Raw genomic sequence first — 5,260 nt, forward strand, 5'->3', positions numbered from 1 at the left:
CTGCCGCGTCCCGCCGGCGCGCCGCGGCGCGCCCCGCACTCGCCGCGCGCCCCCGTCGTCCACCGCGCGCCCTGTCGTCCACCGCGCGCTCCCGTCCGGCGGAGAGACGCGTTCTTTGCGAAGAGCGGTTCCACGCCCGCCGAGAAGCCGCCGCCCCGGTGGCCCGGGACCGCTTGTGAATTTACCATTCGCAGATTTCGCAGAACCGTGTGCGGCGCGTGTACGGATTCCACACCCCTACGGACTGGTAACCGGCGGCTGCGGGGGGCAGGGTTGATGATCTCAGTTAAGTTTTCCGTCTTCGTGAGGAGTCCTGTGATCGAGCACCACGTCCGCGTGCACCCCAGTGCGGACCGCCTGCCCCGTGAGGACCAGCTGGCCTGGAAGCTCGCCACCGTGGCCACCGGCACCGTCGAGCCCGACCCCGAGAGCGCCGCGATGGCCGTCAACCGGGTCATCGACAACGCCTCGGTCGCCATGGCCTCGCTCGTCCGCCGTCCCGTCGCCGTCGCCCGGGCCCAGGCCCTCGCGCACCGCGCGGGCACCCCGGGCACCGGGGCGAAGGTCTTCGGAGCGCAGGGCCGCGTCAGCCCCGAGTGGGCCGCGTGGGCCAACGGCACCGCGGTGCGCGAGCTGGACTTCCACGACACCTACCTCGCCGCCGACTACTCGCACCCCGGCGACAACATCCCGCCGATCCTCGCCGTCGCCCAGCACACCGGGCGCACCGGCGCGGACGTGCTCCGCGGCGTCGTCGCCGCCTACGAGCTGCACGTCGCGCTCGTCAAGGGCATCTGCCTGCACGCGCACCGCATCGACCACGTCGCGCACCTCAGCGCCGCGACCGCGGGCGGCCTCGGCGCGCTCCTGCGGCTGCCCACCGAGACGGTCTACCAGGCGATCCAGCAGGCCGTGCACACCACGACCTCGACCCGCCAGTCCCGCAAGGGCGAGATCTCCAGCTGGAAGGCGTACGCCCCGGCCTTCGCCGGCAAGGCCGCGATCGAGGCCGTCGACCGCGCGATGCGCGGCGAGACCTCGCCCTCCCCGATCTACGAGGGCGAGGACGGCTTCCTCGCCTGGATGCTCGACGGCCCCGGCTCCGACTACACGGTGTGGCTGCCCGAGGCGGGCGAGGCCCGGCGCGGCATCCTCGACACGTACACCAAGGAGCACTCCGCCGAGTACCAGGCGCAGGCGCTCATCGACCTCGCCCGCCGCATGGGCGAGAAGATCCCGCTCGACCGCGTCGCCTCCATCGTGCTCCACACGAGCCACCACACGCACAACGTCATCGGCTCCGGGGCCAACGACCCGCAGAAGTACGACCCGAAGGCGAGCCGCGAGACGCTCGACCACTCGGTGCCCTACATCTTCGCCGTCGCCCTCCAGGACCGCGCCTGGCACCACGAGCGCTCCTACGCGCCCGAGCGCGCCGCGCGCCCCGACACCATCGCGCTGTGGCAGCGGATCACCACGGTCGAGGACCCCGAGTGGACCCGCCGCTACCACGACCCCGACCCGCAGCAGCGCGCCTTCGGCGCCCGCGCCGTCGTCACCCTCGACGACGGCACCGTGATCGAGGACGAACTCGGCGTCGCCGACGCGCACCCGGCCGGGGCCCGCCCCTTCGACCGCCCCGCCTACCAGGGCAAGTTCCGCACCCTCGCCGAGAACATCGTCACGACCGAGGCGCAGGACCGCTTCCTCGGCGCCGCCGAGCACCTCGCCGAGCTGGGCGCGGGCGACCTCGACGGCCTCTTCCCGGAGGTCGACACCGAGGCCGTCGCCGCCTACGACGCGAAGCTCCCGAAGGGCGTCTTCTGATGCCGCGCGCGTCCCGCGGCCGTACGCACACGGCGTCCCGCCGCGCGTACGCCGCCCCCACCCGTACGAAGCGGAAGGACCCGTCCTGATGCTGCACACCCGCACCACCCCCGCCCAGCGCCGCCGCGCCCTGCGCGAACGGCTCGCGACGGGCCGCCTGCTCCAGATGCCGGGCGCGATCAACCCGCTCTCGGCCAAGCTCATCGAGGACACGGGCTTCGAGGCCGCGTACCTCTCGGGCGCGGTCCTCGCCGCCGACCTCGGCCTGCCGGACATCGGGCTGACGACGGTCACCGAGATCGCCGCGCGCGCCCAGCAGACGACGCGCGCCACCGACCTGCCCGTCCTCATCGACGCCGACACCGGCTTCGGCGAGCCCATGAACGCCGCGCGCACCGTCCAGCTCCTGGAGGACGCCGGACTCGCCGGGCTGCACCTGGAGGACCAGGTCAACCCCAAGCGCTGCGGACACCTCGACGGCAAGTCCGTCGTCGAACGCGACACCATGAGCCGCCGCGTCCGCGCCGCCGTCGACGCCCGCCGGGACCCGGACTTCCTCCTCATGGCCCGCACCGACGCGCGCGCCATCGAGGGCCTGGACGCCGCGATCGACCGCGCCAAGGCGTACATCGACGCCGGGGCCGACGCGATCTTCCCCGAAGCGCTCGCGAACGAGGCCGAGTTCGAGGCGTTCCGCAAGGCCGTGGACGTCCCCCTGCTCGCCAACATGACCGAGTTCGGCAAGGGCAAGCTCCTCACGGCGCGCACCCTCGAAGACCTCGGCTACAACATCGCGCTCTACCCCGTGACGTTCCTGCGGCTCGCGATGGGCGCCGTCGAGGACGGCCTGCGCACCGTCAAGGCCGAGGGCACGCAGGAATCGCTCCTGCCGAGGATGCAGACCCGCTCGCGGCTGTACGAACTCCTCGACTACGAGGCGTACGCGTCCTTCGACTCGGCGGTCTTCGACTTCACGCTCCCGCCCGACGCCTGAGCCGCCGGTACGTTCCCGGGCGGTCCGGGCGCCGAGGCTCCTCGCGCGCCCGGACCCCCGGCCCATACCGCCCGGTGAAACACCCGTACGCACCCGGCACCCGAAACCCCTCCCGGAGGCACCACCCATGACCAGCACCCCGGAGATCCACCGCGGCCTCGCCGGCGTCTACGCCGACACCACCGAGGTCTCCACCGTCATCCAGGAGACCAACTCCCTCACCTACCGCGGCTACGCGGTGCAGGACCTCGCCGCGCACCACTCCTTCGAGGCCGTCGCCTACCTCCTGTGGCACGGCGAACTCCCCGACGAGAAGCAGCTCGCCGAGTTCGAGGCCGCCGAGCGCGCCCTGCGCCCCCTCAACCGCACCGAGTCCGAACTGCTCGCCCGGCTGCCCGAGACGTGTCACCCGATGGACGTCCTGCGCACCGCCGTGAGCCTCTTCGGCGCCGAGGACCCGCGCGAGGACGACAACAGCGAGGACGCCAACCTCGCGAAGTCGCTGTCCCTCTTCGCGAAACTCCCCACCGTCGTCGCGGCCCACCAGCGCCGCCGCCGCGGCCTCGACCCGATCGCCCCCGACCCGAAGCTCGGCTACGCCGAGAACTTCTTCCACATGTGCTTCGGTGAGGTACCGGCGAAGGAGGTCGTGCACTGCTTCGAGATCTCCCTCACGCTCTACGCCGAGCACAGCTTCAACGCCTCGACCTTCACCGCCCGCGTCATCACCTCGACGCTCTCCGACCTCTACAGCGCGGTCACCGGCGCGATCGGCGCCCTCAAGGGCCCCCTGCACGGCGGCGCCAACGAGGCCGTGATGGACATGCTCGACGAGGTACGGGACCCGGCCGACGCCGCGCGCTGGCTCGACCAGGCGCTCGCCGAGAAGCGCAAGATCATGGGCTTCGGGCACCGCGTCTACAAGAACGGCGACTCGCGCGTCCCGATCATGCAGGGCGCCCTGGACCGCCTCGTCGCGCAGAGCGACAACCCGGAGGCCCCGCGTCTCGACAAGCTCCACGCCGCCCTGCGCGAGGCGATGTTCGAGCGCAAGCAGATCCACCCGAACCTGGACTACCCCGCCGGTCTCGCCTACCACCTCATGGGCTTCGACACCCCGGTCTTCACGCCCATCTTCGTGATGAGCCGCATCACCGGGTGGACCGCGCACATCATCGAGCAGCTCTCGCACAACTCGCTGATCCGCCCGCTCGCCTCCTACGACGGCGTGGCGCAGCGCGAGGTGCCGAAGGGCTGACAGGTCGTCCGCCGGGCGGTGACGGGGAGGTCCCGCGCGGCGGATACGGGACGGGGCGGGACGCGGTGACGCGTCCCGCCCCGCCTCACACGGTCACCCCTCCAGCTCGCCCCGCACTGTACGGGCCGCCGCCACGAGGTGCTCCAGCGAGTCCCGTGTCTCCGCCCAGCCGCGCGTCTTCAGCCCGCAGTCCGGGTTGACCCACAGCCGCTCCGCGGGGATCGCCTTCAGACCGGTGCGCAGGAGCGTCGCGACCTCCGCGGCGTCCGGGACGCGCGGCGAGTGGATGTCGTATACGCCGGGGCCCGCCTCGCGCGGGTAGCCGTGCGCGGCGAGTTCGTGCGCGATCTGCATGTGCGAGCGTGCCGCCTCCAGGCTGATGACGTCGGCGTCGAGGTCGTCGATCGCGTCCACGATGTCGCCGAACTCCGCGTAGCACATGTGCGTGTGCACCTGCGTGGCGTCGGCGACGCCGCTCGTCGTGAGCCGGAACGCCTCGGTCGCCCACGCCAGGTAGGCGGGACGTTCCGCGGCGCGCAGCGGAAGCGTCTCGCGCAGCGCGGGCTCGTCCACCTGGATGACACGCGTCCCCGCCGCCTCCAGGTCCCGCACCTCGTCCCGCAGCGCGAGCGCGACCTGCCGCGCCGTCTCGGCGAGCGGCTGGTCGTCCCGCACGAAGGACCACGCGAGCATCGTCACGGGCCCGGTCAGCATCCCCTTGACCGGCTTGGCCGTGAGCGACTGCGCGTACGAGGTCCAGCGCACCGTCATCGGCGCGGGCCGCGAGATGTCCCCGGCGAGCACCGGCGGGCGCACGTACCGCGTCCCGTACGACTGCACCCAGCCGTGCCGCGTCGCGAGGTAGCCGTCCAGCTGCTCCGCGAAGTACTGCACCATGTCGTTGCGCTCGGGCTCGCCGTGCACGAGGACGTCGAGCCCGGTCTCCTCCTGGAAGGAGACGACCTGCCGGATCTCGTCCTCGATGCGCTTGTCGTACCCGGCCTCGTCGACGCGCCCGGAGCGCAGGTCGGCGCGCGCCGCGCGGATCGTGTCCGTCTGCGGGAAGGACCCGACCGTCGTGGTGGGCAGCGGCGGCAGCGCGAGGTGCGCGCGCTGGGCGGCGGCGCGCTCGGCGTACGGGGAGCGGCGGCGTGCCTCGGCGTCGGTCACCGCCGCCGTAC

The 5,260-nt window shown here is 72.6% G+C and carries 4 protein-coding genes; 3 read left to right on the forward strand and 1 reads right to left on the reverse strand.

Annotation, left to right across the window (positions count from 1 at the left end):
- Window positions 1-315 precede the first annotated feature (315 nt).
- The 3 genes from G3I42_RS13600 to G3I42_RS13610 all read left to right on the forward strand — a co-directional run bounded on the left by G3I42_RS13600 (window position 316) and on the right by G3I42_RS13610 (window position 4,079).
- Window positions 316-1,827, forward strand: a complete 1,512-nt coding sequence (locus G3I42_RS13600; protein ID WP_164285745.1) for an MmgE/PrpD family protein — start codon at window positions 316-318, stop codon at window positions 1,825-1,827.
- 88 nt (window positions 1,828-1,915) lie between these two features.
- The gene (prpB, locus tag G3I42_RS13605) at window positions 1,916-2,821 is read left to right on the forward strand and encodes a methylisocitrate lyase (RefSeq protein WP_164285747.1); all 906 of its coding nucleotides are present in this window, start codon (window positions 1,916-1,918) and stop codon (window positions 2,819-2,821) included.
- Window positions 2,822-2,948: 127 nt separating this feature from the next.
- Window positions 2,949-4,079: a bifunctional 2-methylcitrate synthase/citrate synthase gene (locus G3I42_RS13610; RefSeq protein ID WP_164285749.1), complete on the forward strand. Its 1,131-nt coding sequence runs from the start codon at window positions 2,949-2,951 to the stop codon at window positions 4,077-4,079.
- A gap of 93 nt (window positions 4,080-4,172) precedes the next feature.
- On the opposite strand, the gene metE is transcribed toward G3I42_RS13610, so the two are convergent.
- A partial coding sequence (gene metE, locus G3I42_RS13615) for a 5-methyltetrahydropteroyltriglutamate--homocysteine S-methyltransferase (protein WP_164285751.1) occupies window positions 4,173-5,260 on the reverse strand: 1,088 nt, incomplete at its 5' end.

The sequence above is a fragment of the Streptomyces sp. SID11385 genome, from assembly GCF_010548245.1.
Taxonomy (GTDB): Bacteria; Actinomycetota; Actinomycetes; order Streptomycetales; family Streptomycetaceae; genus Streptomyces.

Excerpts from the sequence above, each read along its gene's own strand:
- G3I42_RS13610 (WP_164285749.1), top strand. The coding sequence starts at position 2,949 with ATGACCAGCACCCCGGAGATCCACCGCGGCCTCGCCGGCGTCTACGCC.
- prpB (WP_164285747.1), top strand. The coding sequence starts at position 1,916 with ATGCTGCACACCCGCACCACCCCCGCCCAGCGCCGCCGCGCCCTGCGC.